This is a genomic window from Shewanella sp. AC91-MNA-CIBAN-0169 (assembly GCF_040310165.1).
In the GTDB taxonomy this organism is placed as follows: domain Bacteria; phylum Pseudomonadota; class Gammaproteobacteria; order Enterobacterales; family Shewanellaceae; genus Shewanella.
The window spans coordinates 1-14,904 of the sequence record NZ_JBEOPM010000021.1; the positions used below are offsets into that span (position 1 = coordinate 1).

At 41.0% G+C, this 14,904-nt stretch carries 15 protein-coding genes; 6 read left to right on the top strand and 9 right to left on the bottom strand.

The window, feature by feature from the left end:
• Positions 1-396 precede the first annotated feature (396 nt).
• On the top strand, positions 397-840 hold the full coding sequence (locus AAEY98_RS16465; RefSeq protein WP_335692581.1) for an RNA recognition motif domain-containing protein: 444 nt from the start codon (positions 397-399) through the stop codon (positions 838-840).
• A gap of 47 nt (positions 841-887) precedes the next feature.
• Here AAEY98_RS16465 and murI read toward each other — a convergent pair whose 3' ends face one another.
• Positions 888-1,667, bottom strand: coding sequence for a glutamate racemase (murI, locus tag AAEY98_RS16470; protein ID WP_101087394.1), 780 nt, complete (start codon positions 1,665-1,667; stop codon positions 888-890).
• 129 nt (positions 1,668-1,796) lie between these two features.
• Here murI and trmA point away from each other — a divergent pair, with 129 nt between their 5' ends.
• Positions 1,797-2,894 (top strand): tRNA (uridine(54)-C5)-methyltransferase TrmA, encoded by a 1,098-nt coding sequence (trmA, locus tag AAEY98_RS16475; RefSeq protein ID WP_351018232.1) that lies wholly within the window; start codon positions 1,797-1,799, stop codon positions 2,892-2,894.
• A 63-nt stretch (positions 2,895-2,957) separates the two neighbouring features.
• Here trmA and fabR read toward each other — a convergent pair whose 3' ends face one another.
• A complete protein-coding gene (gene fabR, locus AAEY98_RS16480; RefSeq protein ID WP_011635616.1) occupies positions 2,958-3,575 on the bottom strand; it encodes an HTH-type transcriptional repressor FabR in 618 nt (205 codons plus the stop codon).
• 156 nt (positions 3,576-3,731) lie between these two features.
• Between fabR and AAEY98_RS16485 the strand changes: the two genes are divergently transcribed.
• Positions 3,732-4,841, top strand: a complete 1,110-nt coding sequence (locus tag AAEY98_RS16485) for an acyl-CoA desaturase (RefSeq protein WP_101087396.1) — start codon at positions 3,732-3,734, stop codon at positions 4,839-4,841.
• Positions 4,842-4,921: 80 nt separating this feature from the next.
• Here the strand turns inward: AAEY98_RS16485 and AAEY98_RS16490 are convergent, their stop codons facing one another.
• Entirely contained in the window at positions 4,922-6,778 is a 1,857-nt protein-coding gene (locus tag AAEY98_RS16490) for an MFS transporter (protein ID WP_192116498.1), read from the bottom strand.
• The gene (locus AAEY98_RS16495) at positions 6,765-7,379 is read right to left on the bottom strand and encodes a TetR/AcrR family transcriptional regulator (RefSeq protein ID WP_101087398.1); all 615 of its coding nucleotides are present in this window, start codon (positions 7,377-7,379) and stop codon (positions 6,765-6,767) included. The genes AAEY98_RS16490 and AAEY98_RS16495 overlap by 14 nt, the downstream gene beginning before the upstream one ends.
• Before the next feature lie 196 nt (positions 7,380-7,575).
• Between AAEY98_RS16495 and selD the strand changes: the two genes are divergently transcribed.
• Both selD and mnmH read left to right on the top strand, forming a co-directional pair.
• Positions 7,576-8,631 (top strand): selenide, water dikinase SelD, encoded by a 1,056-nt coding sequence (gene selD, locus AAEY98_RS16500; protein WP_192116496.1) that lies wholly within the window; start codon positions 7,576-7,578, stop codon positions 8,629-8,631.
• Complete coding sequence (mnmH, locus tag AAEY98_RS16505; RefSeq protein WP_351010929.1) at positions 8,631-9,731, top strand: tRNA 2-selenouridine(34) synthase MnmH; 1,101 nt, start codon at positions 8,631-8,633, stop codon at positions 9,729-9,731. The genes selD and mnmH overlap by 1 nt, the downstream gene beginning before the upstream one ends.
• 302 nt (positions 9,732-10,033) lie before the next feature.
• Here the strand turns inward: mnmH and cysQ are convergent, their stop codons facing one another.
• Together cysQ and nudE are read right to left on the bottom strand one after the other, a co-directional pair.
• Entirely contained in the window at positions 10,034-10,843 is an 810-nt protein-coding gene (cysQ, locus tag AAEY98_RS16510; protein WP_101087400.1) for a 3'(2'),5'-bisphosphate nucleotidase CysQ, read from the bottom strand.
• 116 nt (positions 10,844-10,959) lie between these two features.
• Positions 10,960-11,547 carry an ADP compounds hydrolase NudE gene (nudE, locus tag AAEY98_RS16515; protein WP_162022018.1) on the bottom strand — a complete coding sequence of 196 codons (588 nt, stop codon included), beginning with the start codon at positions 11,545-11,547 and terminating at the stop codon, positions 10,960-10,962.
• A gap of 77 nt (positions 11,548-11,624) precedes the next feature.
• Here nudE and yrfG point away from each other — a divergent pair, with 77 nt between their 5' ends.
• Complete coding sequence (gene yrfG, locus AAEY98_RS16520; protein ID WP_335692592.1) at positions 11,625-12,290, top strand: GMP/IMP nucleotidase; 666 nt, start codon at positions 11,625-11,627, stop codon at positions 12,288-12,290.
• Between the two features lie 147 nt (positions 12,291-12,437).
• Here the strand turns inward: yrfG and AAEY98_RS16525 are convergent, their stop codons facing one another.
• Genes AAEY98_RS16525 through gspL form a run of 3 tightly spaced genes read right to left on the bottom strand, consistent with a single transcriptional unit; the run spans position 12,438 to position 14,892 of the window.
• The gene (locus AAEY98_RS16525) at positions 12,438-13,199 is read right to left on the bottom strand and encodes a type II secretion system protein N (protein ID WP_351018236.1); all 762 of its coding nucleotides are present in this window, start codon (positions 13,197-13,199) and stop codon (positions 12,438-12,440) included.
• 9 nt (positions 13,200-13,208) lie between these two features.
• Positions 13,209-13,685, bottom strand: coding sequence for a type II secretion system protein M (locus AAEY98_RS16530; protein WP_351018239.1), 477 nt, complete (start codon positions 13,683-13,685; stop codon positions 13,209-13,211).
• 1 nt (position 13,686) lies between these two features.
• On the bottom strand, positions 13,687-14,892 hold the full coding sequence (gene gspL / locus AAEY98_RS16535; protein ID WP_192116490.1) for a type II secretion system protein GspL: 1,206 nt from the start codon (positions 14,890-14,892) through the stop codon (positions 13,687-13,689).
• Between the last annotated feature and the right edge of the window lie 12 nt (positions 14,893-14,904).

Genomic DNA, 14,904 nt, shown 5'->3' on the forward strand with positions numbered 1-14,904 from the left:
ATTCTACGCATTCCCTTTATTGCGTCAAGTGTTTTTTCAAACTTCTTTTCGCCTGTTACCAACACCACTAAGTAGTTGTTAATAACGCTAACCGGTTTTCGCTTTCGCTGTATGCCGTGTCAGTGGATGCGCATTATAGGCAGCTTAAGATTTAGTGCAAGCGCTTTTATTCAAGATATGTTTCGAGCGTTGAACTTTTATGCAGATCGTTCTTTTTTTAGCTTTTTTGATTAAAGAACCACCTTTGGCTAATTAGTAAATTAGTTGTTTTTGATATTTAAGTCGCTTTTGAGCTCAATTTTTCAACAGTGGTCTGGTTTATCTGGTAATTTTTAATTAGTATGTAATAGTATTTAACAGTTATTTATCATTTTTATATTCATTAGAGATTATTTTATGCAGAAATCATTCGTGATTGTTTTGATTGCGGCGCTTCTTGGCGCTTTTGTTTTTTCTCAGTTTGGCGGCACATCATCTTCGGTAGCGTTTATTGCTGGTGTAGTCGTTGCGACGTTAATTTTCACCTTTGTACCAACAAGTGGTTCAAGCTCTTCTGACGAACCTTATGTTGGTCCTACAATGACACTATATGTTGGCAACTTGCCTTATCGTGTTCATGAGGGAGAAGTAAAGGCATTGTTTGGTGAGTACGGGCCTGTTAACTCAGTTCGTTTAGTACGAGACCGTAAAACTGGACGTCGCAAAGGATTTGGATTTGTTGAGATGTCTGAAGCGGGCGCACAAAAAGCAATGTCGAAATTAAACGACTATAGCTTTCAAGAGCGCACGTTAAAGGTAAGAGAAGCCAAATCACAAGAATCTGATTCGGAAAATAGCTAATCGTTATTGAACTAGGTTCTTAGCACTATAGTAAATTAATAGTGTTGTTAGTCGGTTATGGTTACCAGCGAAAAATCACTAAAACCATAATCGACTAATGTTGCTTTAAGCCCTTGGCTAATATCTTTGGTATAACATGCTTGTAATTGCTTATTGCCATTACTTTCTTTACTCAGTAAAAACCTTACCCGTTTTGCTACCGCCTCCCCTGAATCTAATAGTGTTACTCCTTCGCCAAGATAATGACTTATTTCTGTCGCTATCATTGGGAAATGAGTACAGCCCAGCACCAGTACATCAATATTAGTTGCCGCTATGGGTGCTAAGATATCGTTTAGCTTATCCATATCGATTGGCTGTTGAGCTACATACTGCTCCGCAAGTAACACTAAATCTGAAGTCCCAAATAATTCAACCTTACAGTTTCCGGCAAACTGATTGATTAATGCTTGAGTGTAATCTCGTTTCACTGTCCCAGGCGTAGCCAATAAACCAATGTGCTTTTTCTTCGATAACATGGCGGCAGGTTTAATAGCAGGAACAACTCCCACGATAGGAATGGTTAATTGCTGGCGTAATAGAGGCAATACCAAAGTACTGGCGGTATTACAGGCAACCACCACAATACTGGCGTTCAAACGTCGTGCATGATGAGTAATAAGTGCAACACATCCAGTTATTAACTCTTGCTCTGATAAGTTGCCATAGGGTAGGCGTGCATTGTCAAATAAGTAACAATAATCATGTTGTGGTAACTGTTTTCTAATTTGGTTCATTACCGACAATCCGCCGATACCAGAATCAAACACTAAAATAGGTCCAGACAATATGGGCTCCAAATATGTATATGTTCAGCATTAATCGTCGGGCCACTTTATACTTAGGTGCGTAATACTAGACATCAGCGTCATTTAGTATAATATTTGCGCCCTTTTTTACAGTATTAGGTGGACGATATGAATTTAGCTGCAATGGATCCTAAAAACTACGATGCACAATTACAACGAAAGCGCATCAAGCTAGAACAGGCCTTTGCCGATTTCAATCCACCGGCGCTTGAAGTCTTTGCTTCTGAGCCTATGCATTATCGTATGCGTGCTGAATTTAGAATGTGGCATCAAGATGATGACTTATATTACTACATGTTTGATAAAGCACTGAATGCAAAAGTGCGTTGCGATCAATATTTACCCGCTGGTTTGATTATTAATCAAATGATGGCCGCATTAATAGCAGAGTTAACACCTAATCCTGCATTGCGTTATCGATTGTTTCAAGTAGATTTCTTGTCGACATTAAGCGGCGAAATTTTAGTGTCTTTGTTGTACCACCGCCAGCTCGATGAAGAGTGGCGTGAACACGCGACTCTATTAAAAGCAAAGTTATCTGCTCAATTCAATGTCAACATTATAGGTCGTGCGCGTAAGCAAAAAATCGATTTAGACAAAGATTTCGTTGTTGAGACCTTAACGGTTAATGAACAGGTATTGCATTACAAGCAAATTGAAAACAGTTTTACTCAGCCTAATGCGAAAGTCTCTGTAAAAATGCTGGAGTGGGCTATTGATGCAACTAAAAACAGTCAGGGTGATTTACTAGAGTTGTACTGTGGTAATGGTAATTTTACGATTGCATTGGCGCAAAACTTCAATCGTGTATTAGCAACAGAGCTGGCCAAGCCTTCAGTTGATGCTGCGCAATACAACATCGATATTAATCACGTTGATAATGTTCAAATTATTCGCATGTCTGCTGAAGACTTTAGTGATGCCATGGCGAAAAAGCGTCAATTTAGACGTTTAGAAGGCATCGACTTAGACAGTTACGATTGCAATACTATCTTTGTTGACCCGCCTCGTGCAGGCATTGATCCAGAAACATTAAAGCTTATCCAAGGTTACGAGCGGATTTTGTATATTTCATGTAATCCAGAAACACTGAATGACAATTTGTTAACCTTAGGTCAAACACATAGAATAACTCGCTTTGCGCTATTTGACCAATTCCCATATACCGATCATATGGAATCAGGAGTATTACTAGAACGTAAGTAATACAGCTTAACTAACAAACAGGGCGCTAATGATTAGCGCCCTGTTTGTTATAATTGCGATAAATTAAGCACGGTTGTCAATTTTATGCTGTAACGCTTCAGCGCCTGTAGCCACCATACGCAGTTGTAGTACTAACTGATCGGCTAATGACTTACGCTCGCTACGCTTGGAATCCAACGCTGATGCTCCGGCATTAAAGACTAAAATAACCAATGCTTCAGCTTGAGCACGCGCTAACACAGGAGTGCGGTTTGCCTGGGCTTCGGTGTAATGAGCAAGTTCAGAAATAAAATGTTCAATTTCGCGCTCAACTGCGGCTCTAAATGCCGCAGAGGTACCTGAACGTTCGTGAAGTAGTATTCGAAATACGTTCGGGTTTGACTCCAATACTTCCATAAACGTGTCGACAGAAATACGGATCACACTCCCACCGGCTTCTGCACGTTGACGACCTTTACGCATCATTTGACGTAAGGTTAATCCACCTTCATCGACCATGGTCAAGCCAAGTTCGTTCATGTCTTTAAAATGGCGATAGAATGATGTGGGTGCAATACCAGCTTCACGAGCAACTTCACGTAAGCTTAGACTAGAAAAACTGCGTTCAGCACTGAGTTGATTAAATGCAGCATCCACTAATGCACGGCGGGTTTTTTCCTTTTGTTGTGCTCTAACACCCATTTACTAATCCATTCAGTCAATATTAATTCACTGATAATACCGTTTTTAAAACAGAAACACAGCCCTGTTAAAGTTGACCATGACTAGTTCCCTAAGTAAAATTAGCGTACAATTGTACGCTCAACTTATTTAAACCTATTATTGGAACCCTACTAAATGAAAAAACCTCCAATCATTTGGCTTAATACCTTGTTATTTGCCATTACTTTTATCGGCGCGGTGGTATTAATCCCTTGGCGTGGTTTTACCCATGGCTTTGATGGCATTGAATGGATTGCATTTGTTGTTTTCGCTTACGCAAGTGGTCTATCGATTACTGCGGGTTACCACAGATTATGGTCACACAAAGCCTATAAAGCTCACTCTTCAGTTCGTTTTTTATACGCACTAGGCGGAGCATTGGCGTTACAGAATAGCGCATTACATTGGTGTAGTGATCACCGCATTCATCACAAACATGTTGATAATAATGATAAAGACCCGTACTCAGCTCAAATGGGATTTTGGTACAGCCACATAGGTTGGATGCTGCGCGAGTATCAAGCGAGTCGTTACAGTGACTACAACAACGTGCGCGACTTACAAAACGATCGTATCGTTATGTGGCAGCACAAGCACTACTTAGCCTTAGTGATCTTAATGAATATTGGTTTACCGGCATTTATAGGCTGGCTAAATGGCGATATTTTATCAATGGTACTTATGGCAGGTTTATTACGCCTAGTGGTAGTGCATCACTGTACTTTCTTTATTAACTCATTAGCCCATATTTGGGGTAAACAACCGTACACAGATAAAAACTCAGCCCGAGATAATGCATTTTTAGCGTTACTTACATACGGTGAGGGCTATCACAACTTCCATCATATTTTTGAAAACGATTATCGCAATGGCATCAAATGGTGGGACTACGATCCAACCAAATGGTTAATCAAACTGATGAACTGGTTTGGTTTAGCGAGTGACTTACGTAAAGTGCCACAAGAACGTATTGAAAGTGCACGCTTGCAGATGCAACTTTTACAAGCTCAGAATCAGGTTGCTCACTTACCTAACTGCGATGAAATTATAGAAAAGTTTCAAGCAGAATATGAGCTGATGAAGCAACACTTAGTTGACTATTATCAAGCTAAAAAGAGTTTGTTAGAGGCGAAACGCAAGCAACTTACAGATCACAATCTGAAACAACAAGTACAATTATTGCGTAACCAATTTCTTGAACAACAACGTAATTGGAAAAGCCTAACAGCTGCCTACGCACAGTAAAGCTAATGCTTAATCATTTAAAAGGTCACGCCCACGCGTGACCTTTTTTGTTTTGAGCAGCTTCACTAGTACATCATGTGCTAATTAAATTGCTGAGTCACCTGCTGCTGTAACGCTTTGCAATTGGTCGTAGCTCCGTCAACTGAAGGTGCAATACTCACCGATACTTTAGACCAGAAACGTTTAGGCAAAGTGGTCAGTGCATGCCCACCTTTATGGCTAAAGTAAGATCCCCATAACCCTGTTAACGCTAACGGTATTACTGTTACTGGATCCCGTTGTAAAATTTTATCAATGCCAGGTCTAAACTCACCAATTTCACCGTTTGGAGTTAACTTCCCTTCCGGAAAAATACACACTAACTCATCGTTAGCTAATGCTTGGTGTATCTGTTCGAATGCATTTAGATATGTCGACTCGCACTTCTTCGGTGAACATATTGGGATAACGCCAGCGTGCCGAAACAAATACTTTAATAATGGAATTTCGCTAATCGACTTATCCATTACAAACCGAATAGGTCGAGTCGATGCGCCCATAATGACTAACGCATCAACGTAACTCACATGATTACTGACAATAATTCCTGCCCCTTGTGCCGGAATATGTTCTCTACCACGTACATTCACCCGATACATAACATGACTCAGCAAATAACTGATAAAGCGTTGGGTAAACTCTGGCACTTGCGAGTAAACATATAACAGCACAACCAAATTAAGCACGCCGACAAGCATAAATAATTCAGGGATACTCCACTGAAATACCCCAAGCAACACTATCGATAATACTGCAGAGCCCACCATAAAGAAGGCATTAATGATGTTATTCGCCGCAATAGCTTGAGCACATTCTTGTTTTTCTGCACGAGTTTGAATAAACGCATACAGAGGCACAATGAATATCCCGCCACTTAGGCCGACAAGAAACAAATCGATCATCACACGATAATGCTGCGCGTTAGCGATAAATGACTCGAAGCTATACACAAAACCTGGCTCAACAAGCTCTAGCGGAATAGCCGCTATCATGTCAAAACTAAATACGCTTAAGCCCAAGACCCCAAATGGTAATAAGCCTAACTCAACATGCCCAAACGAAAAACGCTCACACACGTATGACCCAACGGCAATACCGACAGAAAATAGCGCCAGTAACAATGACACGACGGTGGCATCGGCATGTAAGTGCAGCTTGGCAAAGTTAGGGAATTGAGTTAAATAGGTGGCACCTAAGAACCAAAACCAGCTAATGGCGAGAATGGCCATCCAAATAGTCTTGGTTTGTCGCGCTTTATTAATACAACGCCAAGTGCCAGAAAATAACGAAAATTTACTAGGGTTTAAATCACCTTGGGCAGGCAATGAAGGAATCGCACGGCTAGCAAGATAACCACAAATAGCCAACACACAGACAATGATTGCCGCCCACGTTAAACCATTTTCATTAGACACCACCAAACCGGCGCTTAGGGTACCGACAAGAATCGACAAAAAAGTGCCCATTTCAACCAGAGCATTACCTTTTACTAACTCTGCTTCGCTTAGGGCTTGAGGTAATAATGAGTATTTTACTGGACCAAAGTATGCAGACTGGCTGCCGGTTAAAAATAGCAGCAGCAACATCACCATATAACTCTGACTGATAATCGCGATAGCCGCTGTTGACATGATAATCAGCTCTAACAACTTTAACCGTCGAATCAATTTTGCCTTATTCATATTGTCAGCCACGATACCGGCATGAGCAGAAAACAAGAAAAAAGGTAAAATGAATACGCCAGCGGCCAAATTAACAAACAAGTTAACATCAATCGGTAATGTATTTAATTGGCTGTACGTTACCAGTAAGAGCAACACATTTTTATAAAAATTGTCATTAAGCGCCCCTAGGCATAAGGTCGCAAAATAGGGAAAAAATCGTTTAGTTAGCAGCATTTGAATTCCTTTTTATGCTCATTCCATCAATATAACTGTTTACATGACTCGTCAACATGTCTTGTAAACAGGATTGTGTCTCAAATAGTTTTCCATCCAATGACAAACACGTTAACCCATGTATTCCCCCCCAAAGTACGCGGCTCATCATTTCCACCTCTTGCTCACATGCAGAAGGAAAGTATTGACTTAGTTGGGACTCAACATCAGAAAATAATGACTTAATCAACCCGAGGTGAGCTGCAGGTAAAGGCTGGTCATCTGTCATTGTTAATTCAAATACCAATCGGAAACAGCGTCGATTAGCTAAAGCAAACTGACTATAAACGATTGCCATTTGCTCAATGGTTTGTTTTGGCCTGGTCGGTTTAATTAACTGTAACTGCGCAGCTAGCTGTAACAATGTTTGTTCAGATACCGCGAGTAATAAATATTGGTAACTACCAAAAATATTGATTAACGTGCTTGGCACGTAACCAATGGTGGTTGCAACTTTTCGCAAACTTAGGTTATCGACACCATGGCATTGTAAATGCTCAACCACAGCACTAATAGCCATATGGCGGATCTGTTCATGCGTATGCTCTTTTCGTCTCGCCACAATACCAACCTAAAAATGATATGCACCTTATTAAGTTGATAAATTAACAGCAAACAAAATAAAAAACAACGTTCATAATAATTATTTTTTTAATTAAAAATACACGACTAGGTTTGATAAACCGCGAATAACCAAGAAATAATCCTTGAGAAACATTATAATTGCTCATCAATAAGCCAGCGACAGAAACATAACCATGCCTCATACCGATATAAAACTAACCGAATATAGCCATGGCGCAGGCTGCGGCTGTAAGATCTCTCCTAAAGTCTTAAGCACCATTCTTGCGTCACAACTTCCAGTATTTACTGACCCCAATTTATTAGTCGGTAATCAAACCCGTGACGATGCTGCAGTTTATAAACTCAATGAGCAAACCGGCATTATCAGTACCACCGACTTTTTTATGCCCATTGTAGATGATCCATTTACCTTTGGAAGAATTGCCGCAACCAATGCCATCAGCGATATTTATGCCATGGGCGGCACGCCAATTATGGCTATTGCCATTTTAGGCTGGCCGGTTAATGTATTGCCCCCAGAAGTGGCACAGCAAGTGGTTGATGGCGGACGCCAAGCTTGTGCCGATGCAGGTATTATGTTGGCTGGAGGTCACAGTATTGATGCACCTGAACCTATTTTTGGTTTAGCGGTTACAGGCCAAATACCGCTTGAGCGAGTAAAACAAAACAACACTGCCAAAGCGAATGATCGTCTATATCTCACCAAACCGATTGGTATTGGCATTCTGACTACAGCACAGAAACAGAAAAAGCTGCGTGATGAAGACAGTCAAATTGCCCCAAATGCGATGTGTCAGCTCAACACGATAGGTATTGATATCGCTAAAATCACAGGGGTTAATGCATTAACGGACGTCACAGGATTTGGACTAGCGGGTCACTTAATTGAAGTCTGTCAAGGTGCACAACTTAAAGCTAATATCGTTTTATCCCAAGTCCCTTTACTCCCTAAAGTCAGAGATTACCTCGCTCAAGGTTGTATTCCAGGTGGTACCCATCGCAATTTTGACAGTTATAGCGAACATTTGCCGCCATTAACAGATGACCAGAAAGCGATTATTTGCGATCCACAAACCAGTGGAGGACTATTAGTTGCCGTGAGTGCAGAGGCTGAACAGGAACTTAAAACACTATTAGAAGCCAATGGAATTGACGCTATTTGTATCGGTATGCTCAATACTTATGAGCCACGCGCTGACGGACACGATATCCTTGTGGAATTAAACTAATGAGCGAGGTCATCCCCAGCTCAGAATATGGCAGACTTCTATTAGAAAACCGTCCATTAATTGACGTAAGAGCGCCTATCGAATTCATTAAAGGTGCTTTTGGCCACTCGATTAATTTACCATTAATGCAAGATGGTGAACGCGAAAAAGTGGGCACATGCTATAAAAGGCGTGGCCAAGAGGCTGCTATAGCATTAGGTCATGAGCTGGTGAAAGGTAAAATTAAACAGCAACGTATAGATGCTTGGCTTGCTCAATTGTCACAACATCCTGACAGCTATTTATATTGTTTTCGTGGCGGTTTGCGCTCAAAGCTATCACAGCAATGGATTAAAGAATCAGGCATGGACATCCCTTATATTGAAGGGGGTTACAAAGCCATACGTAGTTTTTTAATTAATACTATCGAGCAAGCGCCAAGCCAATCTAAAGTGCTGATTTTAAGTGGCATAACAGGTAGTGGTAAAACGGAAGTTATCCATCAGCGGAATGAATCAGTCGACCTTGAAGGCCTTGCCAACCATAAAGGGTCGAGCTTTGGCAAAAATATCGATCCGCAACCCAGTCAAATCAACTTCGAAAATAATTTAGCCGTGGCATTACTGCAGCATCAACAACAGCAACATAACCATTTGCTGTTAGAAGATGAAAGTATGCTAATTGGTCGTTCAGCCCTGCCAAAGCATTTTTACAGCGCCATGCAACAAGCTGATATTATCGTACTCGACGAGCCATTAGACGCGCGTTTACCGCGTTTATTAAATGACTATGTTGAGCAAAAACTGGCTGATTATGTATCTGGATTAGGTGAGCAAGCGGGTTTCGATGCATTTAAAGCATATTTGACTCAAAGTTTATTGGGCATTCGTAAACGCTTAGGCGGTAAGCAACATCAAGAATTGCAGGACTTGGTTGATAATGCGCTTAACGTACAACAAAGCCAAAATGATACCAGTAAGCATTTAGACTGGATAAATCTGTTACTCGATATTTATTATGACCCGATGTATCTGTATCAACTTGAAAAGAAACAGGACAGAGTTATCTTTCAAGGCGACAGAAAAGCGATACATCAATGGTTAGATAGTCATAAGTCATAAGTTATTTAAGCAAAAATGCCCTCATGATGAGGGCATTTTTATGTGTATCTCACCAAATTCAGTATTGAAATCAACATAAATTTGGTCACAGTAGTTCAAGACTCACTGTTATTAACGGATAAAACTGCACACTGCCATCGTTATTTAACCACGATGCACGATATAGTGTTGATGGTTTCTAGTGGCTACTGTTGCCATATCGTTACTCATGTCGTTGCCATCATATGATTAATAAATTAATCTCTGTTCGAAAAAGCAACACATCCAAAATATTAATTTATGTCCATTAAAATATAAACAAATTAATTAGTTAACAATATATCCCACGGGAGGTTAGCACTACCTACCACAATAAAATTTGGGTTTTCGAGTGTTTCACGCTCATTGTAGGTCATAGGCTGTAAATTAATATCAATCAGTGCACCACCTGCTTCTTCAATAATAATCTGCGCAGCACCAGTATCCCATTCACCAGTGGGTCCTAAACGGACATAGCAATCAGCACGTCCTTCGGCCACCAAACAACTTTTTAATGCTGCACCACCCATCACCACTAACTCACAATGATTGGGTTTATTGAGTAACTTTAAAACCGATTGCGGATCTTGACGACGACTAACGGCTAAACGTAAATGCTCTGGTTCATCACCGGTTAATTGTTTACTGGTGATACGTATCTCGTTCTTACCATCACGCTTATAAGCACCTAGCCCGGCTATTGCGTAATAACACACCTTAGTCATCGGCACATAAACCACTCCCATGATAGGACGGTTATGTTCAACTAAAGCAATAATCACTGAAAAATCACCACTACCCGCAATAAACTCACCCGTGCCATCTAATGGATCGACTAGCCAATAGCGTTTCCATGTTTCACGCACACTTAGTGGAATATCTGCAGCTTCCTCACTTAAAATAGGAATGTCGGGCGTGAGTTCAGCTAACTGACGGCAAATAATATCGTGCGCGGCTAAATCGGCAGACGTGACAGGGGTATTGTCGGACTTAATTTCGCGTTTGAAGTTACCTTTAAGGTAAATATCACGAATTTTTTGCCCAGCTTCCGTTGCGATGTCTATAACTTGCTCAATTACATCTTCTGGCTTCATTATTACTCCAATTGCTGGATTCGATAAGGATGACCTCACAAGGACATCAATAAATAAGGCTATTGCCTATTCGATGTTGCTGTTCAATGACTAACTCAATACTACTTGTGAATAACCTATTTTACGGCGTTGACTTCACGTGTAAGATTATCTGTTGGTGTATTGAGATATTGCTGAGTTAAAAAAAGTGCACTAACACTACGAGATTCTGAAAAATCAACATTCTCGAGTAATAACTGCCAATCAGATAATGGCCAAGGGATCACGTCTATTGGTTCAGGCTCATCCCCTTCTAAACGGCTAGGGTACAGTTTTTCAGCAACAAAAATATGCATTTTGCTGGAAAAGTAGCCTGGCGCAAGCGATAGCTCTTTTAGATAGGTCAATTGATAACTGCCAAAACCAATTTCTTCTTGGAGCTCTCGATTAGCGGCTTCAACTGCCGTTTCGCCTGGATCTATCAACCCTTTCGGAAAACCGAGTTCATAATTATCAGTGCCGGCGGCGTATTCACTCGCTAATAATAAATTACCTTGATGAATAGGCACTATCATCACCGCCCCTCTGCTACCGCCCTTCATTCTTTCATATTGACGCTCTACGCCATTAGAAAACTTAAGGTGTACCTGCTCGATTTGAAACAGTCTGCTTTTGGCAACAATTTCGGTATGCAGGATTTCCGGCTTTTTATGCCGCTGTGTCATTGAAGCCTCGTGTGACGAATTAATATATACAGGGTACAATCTTACTATTATGGGTATATTCTACAACCGGAATTTACATGTTTCCTTGGTATAAAATAGACACAGTGCTGCTCGACATGGATGGTACCTTGCTTGATCTGCATTTTGACAACCACTTTTGGTTACATCTTGTACCACAACAATTAAGCATGCAGCGTCAAATAAGTTTGGATGAAGCCAATACACTCGTTAAACAAGCTTACTATGATGTCGTTGGCACCTTAGATTGGTATTGTCTTGATTACTGGCAACGCTATTTACAACTCGATATTTTGGCATTACACCATGCATCGGCTGATAGAATTAAACTTCGCCAAGACAGCATGCCTTTTTTACAGGCATTAGCAGGGGCAAGTAAACAACGCATTTTGTTTACTAATGCTCACCCACAAAGCTTAGCGCTTAAGTTAACTCATACCAATTTAGGCCATGGTTTAGATGAAATGTTATCGAGCCATGAAAGCGGTTATCCCAAAGAACATCCGCAATTTTGGCAGTATGCACTGACTAAGTTCAACTTAGATCCGTCACGGTGTTTATTTATTGATGACAGCGAAGTGATATTAGCGGCATCGAAAAAGGCTGGCATAGGTTATCAACTCGGGATTAAAAACCCCGATAGCCAAAAGCCTCATATTGAATTTACCGACTTCCCAGCGATTACAGATTACCAACCGCTATCATTGGCACTTCAATCGGTATAATTCAAGTAGTGATTGATCGTTAAATAGCGGCTGATGTCTGAACATAGTTAATAAGGTAGTTGATAAGGTTATTCGATAAATTATTGCCGATATGAAAATGCCTTGATAGTGATATCAAGGCATTAGTTATTCAAATATCAACCGATTTTACAAGCCAGGCACAACGCCTTGATAGTTAATAGGGTAATACCCTTGGCTGTCTTGTCGACCTAAAAAGGATAACGAATCACGTAAATCTTTAGGTTGGGCATCGGTCGGTTTAATTTTAGCACTCACTTTAACCAAGTTTGACTCGCCTAAAATAACGGTTCCCGTTAAGCCTAATACGTTTTGGGTTTCATCAGTGGCAATTTGTAATTGCCCATCAAGGCAACTGAGCCCCAATGAAATGTTACCTAAAGGGTACACGCCATATTGATTTTTAACGTTAGTATTATTTAAAAATAATTTACCGTTTAATTGTTCACACCATGGTTTACCTTGCTCTAGCACTGCAACCATTAAACTCACATCGCCATCAATTTGGGTTTTAAAAGGTAAACGGGCGCCCGCTAGTAAAAGACTATCAGGTAAATCAAGGCGAATATTTTTGGCAGTCAGCCCAGATAACGACCAACTCACACTACCTTTACCACTAACAGCCGTCGCTCGATTACCGATATTAAAATCGATATCGGCTTTACCAAGCAGTAATCCCCATGGACTTAACTGCCAACTAACGTGTTCTATTTGGCGTTGATCAATGGTAATTAACGCCGCCTTTCCTTGCCAAAGTGTACCTTCAGCACCTGTGATAACCACATTATTAGGTAACGGAGCGATACTGACTAACCAGTTCGCCGGTAAATAAACCAATAAAAACGCGAGGTAAATAATGACGCCAATGACTATTTTTGAAAATAAGCTCACAAAAAATCCTTACTGAGAAAGCTGAATACGTCTTACTTTTACAAAGCCAGCAACGTCTGATTCGGTTAGATCTACGCTGTCTAACGTTAAGCCCTTTTGCTCTACTAAGTCATGCAAGTAACCCAGTAACGCATCAAATGGCACGTCATCCATCCATAGCTGAATTTTATCGTCTTGCGGCTGCATGCGAGTGATCTCTAACTTATATTGTCCAGCTGTTTGATTTACCAAAGAACTTAAACTGCCACGAACTTTAGCTTGCGCACCCGCTTGTTTCAGACCCGCTATTTTATTGGCGGTTTGTTTAACATAATTTAACGTTTGCTGCGCTGCGCTGTTATCACGTTGGGCAGTTTCTTGAGCATTCGATATCGGTGTCCAAATGCCCCAATAAATGATGCCTATCACCAATACTGCAGCACAAAAACCAACAAGTTGTTGTTCTCTAATGGCTAAACCTTGCCACCAACTACGCATGTTTTCCATGTTATTTATTCCTTAACGTCAGCGTACTGGTAACGCTTTCTTCGCTACTGTTCATGGCACCACCTTCGAGAAGATAGTCTTTGCTAACAAGCTCTTTAAATGTATCTATTTGGCCGTACGTTTTTGCTGTCACTTGCATTCGTAGCTCATTACGATTGGCTTCGTAACGCAAAGTGTTCGGTTTAAGTTCTGGCACCTTACTAAACGCTGGCTTTAAACCATCTAGCATTTCAAAAAATACTGCACCGCCACCTTGGCCTTGCATGCTGCGTAATTCACTGCCCATTTGTGAGCGCATATTAACAATACGGTTTACACCCGGTACAGCTTGTTTAAAAATCATTTCGCTTTGAGCTTGCAGCTCAGCGGTCTGGTTATTCAGTTGATGAATGGCGATGCCTTTATTCGCTAAGGCTAAAACAATCGCAATCATCACCACAATCGCCGTATTTTTCCAGGTGAGTAACTGCTTACTGTATTCATGCTTAGGTTTATAAATGCCACTTAGCAAATTGATTGGGGCGTTCAAAATGCCTTTTGCTAATACCATCATAGGTAAATCGAGTGGCTTGTTATTAATTTCCACGCCTTCAAATACAATATCGTCACTGTAGCTTGCAACACTAATTGACTCATTATCATTAGGTTTTGCAGCTGTTAATAGGTGTGGAAGTGCAAATGCAGACCATGCTTTAGGCACGCTAACACCGCCACCTTCAGACGTTCGGATTAAATACTCACTACCAACACTCATTGCCGCCCAGCGACATTGCTCTAACGGCAACGCTAAACAATCTGGCACGATACGTTTTACTTTTAAGCCTGCATGATGGAGCCATTCAAGCCATATTTGCATTTGCTCATGCGCCACAGCAGCCACATTAAGCTGCTCACCTTCACGAGGCCCAACAACAAAATGCATATTGTCTACATTCGTCGCTAATGATTCCTCTAACATGTATGGCAACGCCTTTAATGCTTGGCGTTGACCTTTTTCGGGCAACATAATTTGTGTCAATGTCATGTTGGCCGCAGGCACAAGTACATCAACAGGACGATTACCCGCACGCTCAGCTAAAGTGCTGAGACTGGCGGCATCAGATAATTCACCAGAAGCGATGATCTCTTGCTCTTGTTCTGACCATACTAGCCACGAACATGGGTGTTCTGATGATTTTCCTAACCGGATAAATAGCCGTTCAGACACTGTTTATTCTCC